The organism is Streptomyces sioyaensis (assembly GCF_004122735.1).
GTDB classification, from domain to species: Bacteria; Actinomycetota; Actinomycetes; order Streptomycetales; family Streptomycetaceae; genus Streptomyces; species Streptomyces sioyaensis.
In genome coordinates, this window is sequence record NZ_SDIF01000270.1 from 1 (window position 1) to 1,678 (window position 1,678).

General features: G+C 71.9%; 1 protein-coding gene, 1 rRNA gene and 1 pseudogene. 1 reads left to right on the plus strand and 2 read right to left on the minus strand.

Annotation, left to right across the window (positions count from 1 at the left end; all coding sequences use genetic code 11):
* Window positions 1–930: pseudogene (locus EST54_RS33795) on the plus strand (type VI secretion protein); the annotation flags it as partial.
* Between the two features lie 28 nt (window positions 931–958).
* Here EST54_RS33795 and EST54_RS33800 read toward each other — a convergent pair.
* Window positions 959–1,483, minus strand: a complete 525-nt coding sequence (locus EST54_RS33800) for a GNAT family N-acetyltransferase (protein ID WP_129251474.1) — start codon at window positions 1,481–1,483, stop codon at window positions 959–961.
* Between the two features lie 120 nt (window positions 1,484–1,603).
* Window positions 1,604–1,678, minus strand: a 5S ribosomal RNA gene (gene rrf / locus EST54_RS33805); the annotation flags it as partial.

A 1,678-nucleotide genomic window follows, 5' to 3' on the forward strand; every position in this document is an offset into this window, starting at 1 on the left:
GGCGACGATCAGGGGGCCCGGGGCGGCGTTGGCGCCACCCTCCCCGCGACCGTCGCCGCCGCCAACGCCGCCCCGGGCCCCCTGATCGTCGCCACCACGGACCCCGCCCTCTGGTCCGAGACCAAGGACGCCCGCGCCAAACTCGGCCCCCTGCTGACCTACGATCCGACGCACCGCCTCGACACCCCGGCCCGCCTGCGCTGGTCGCCGACCTCCGGCTGTACGGACCTCGCCACCGCCGCCGCCCGCGCCACCGCCCTGCTGGCCCCCGTACGCCCCTCCGGCGCCTCGGACTCGGCCGTCGCGGACGCCGCCCAGACCCTGCTGCGCTGCTGGCTGCACGCCGCCGCCGTGGACGGCCGCCCGTTCCGCCAGCTGCACCGCTGGGCCCATACCGCCGGCGCCGCACAGGAACCCGTACGCATCCTGCGCACCAGCCCCAAGGCCTCCGGCGGCCAGGCCGGCGAGCTGGAGTCCGTCCTCACCGCATACGCCGAACGCCGCGAAGCCGCCCAGCAGTTGGCCGGCCGCGCCCTCTCCGCGCTCTCCTCGATCCACATCCGGGACGCCTGCAATCCACTCCGAGCGGATTCGGCCCTCCTCGAATCATTTATCGACGAAGGGGGAACGCTTTACGTGGTAGGCGATCCCATCGAGGATCCGCGTACCGACCCGGGTGCGATGCCACTGCTCACCGCACTCCTCTCGAACGTGGTCGAGCACGGCCGCCGCATGGCCGAACGGTCATCTGACGGTCGTCTCGACCCACCACTCACCCTCGTCCTGGACGACATCGCGGCCCTCGCCCCGCTGCCCGCGCTGCCCGGTCTCCTCGAAACGGGCCCCAAGCAGGGCCTGTTGACGCTGGCGACCATGCGCTCCCAGGAACAGGCCCGCGCCCGCTGGCCCCACCACTCCCTCTCGGCCTGACACCAGCCGCCGCGGAGACCACCGCGCGCTACCCCCGCTTGAGCACCAACTCCCGCTCCAGCGCCGCTGGATCCTTCGGATCGGCACAGGTCCGCCCCGTCTCCACGAACCCCAGCGCCCGATAGAACGCCTGGGCCCGCCCATTCTCCTCATGCACCCACAGCCGCACCCGCTCGACCGCCGGCTCGGCGAGCTCCCAGGACCATCCGACCGCCGCCCGGATCAACTCCCACGCCAGCCCGGTCCCCCGATGCCCGGGCCGCACATACACCCCCACGAGATGCGTCTGCGGCGCCTCCTCGTCCGCTTCGACGAGGACCACCACCATGCCGCCCCACCCACCGTCCGAGGCTTCGCCGATGAACGTCAGCGGCGCCACGCCCTCTTCGCTGCGCGCCGCACGACGCTGCCAGAGCGCGTCCGGCTGGACGGCGGCCTCCTCCAGGGTCTCGTTGAACGCCACCCGAGCGACCGGATCCGCCAGAGCCGCCAGCCTCAACTCCCTGAGCCGCTGCCATTCCTGAGCCTTCACAGGCCTGATCACATACGCCATGCGGCACAGGATCCCAGCACCCCCACCCCACTGGCCACAGCATTCCGCCCCGGGTCCGAGAACGCCCCGGAACGCAGAAAAGCCCCGCACCATACGGTGCGGGGCTTTCCCACAATGATTGTTCGGCGGCGTCCTACTCTCCCACAGGGTCCCCCCTGCAGTACCATCGGCGCTGAAAGGCTTAGCTTCCGGGTT

Bases quoted from the DNA above. Each gene is read 5' to 3' on its own strand.
- EST54_RS33800 (WP_129251474.1), bottom strand. From the start codon at position 1,483: ATGGCGTATGTGATCAGGCCTGTGAAGGCTCAGGAATGGCAGCGGCTC.